The following is a 395-nucleotide window of genomic DNA, read 5'->3' on the forward strand; positions in this document are numbered from 1 at the left end:
AATACAGCCAGATGACCAGGCTGACCCAGCGGTAGGTGTACATGCGGTTCTTCAGGATGCCCGCCAGCGGGATGCACAGCGGCAGTGCCTTGATGGCCAACCATGAGCCGCCAGGCCTGACTGGGGCCAGCACCAGCTCCCAGGCCAGGCACAGAACAATCAGGGCGAGCAGGCTGCCAGCGGCAAGCCAGCGGGTGGCGGCGACACCGCTGTCGGACGGTGGGAGAGAGTTGGCGGGGGAGGCAGTCATTGGGGTGGCATCATATCGGCCATGCCTCTTTCCCTACAGACAGTCGGCTCGCGCACCGAGGCGCTGATCAATGAGCTGTCGCACTTCCCCTGGAAGACCACGGCCCAGACGCTGCGTGAGCGCTTCCGCGAGGACCACCTGGGCC

1 protein-coding gene is annotated in these 395 nt (G+C 65.6%); it reads right to left on the minus strand.

The window, feature by feature from the left end:
• Positions 1-250 (minus strand): DUF2069 domain-containing protein (locus GPA27_RS28670; protein ID WP_169143763.1); only part of this gene is annotated, 250 nt, incomplete at its 3' end.
• Positions 251-395: the final 145 nt, after the last annotated feature.

The organism is Aromatoleum toluolicum (assembly GCF_012911005.2).
Classification (GTDB): domain Bacteria; phylum Pseudomonadota; class Gammaproteobacteria; order Burkholderiales; family Rhodocyclaceae; genus Aromatoleum; species Aromatoleum toluolicum.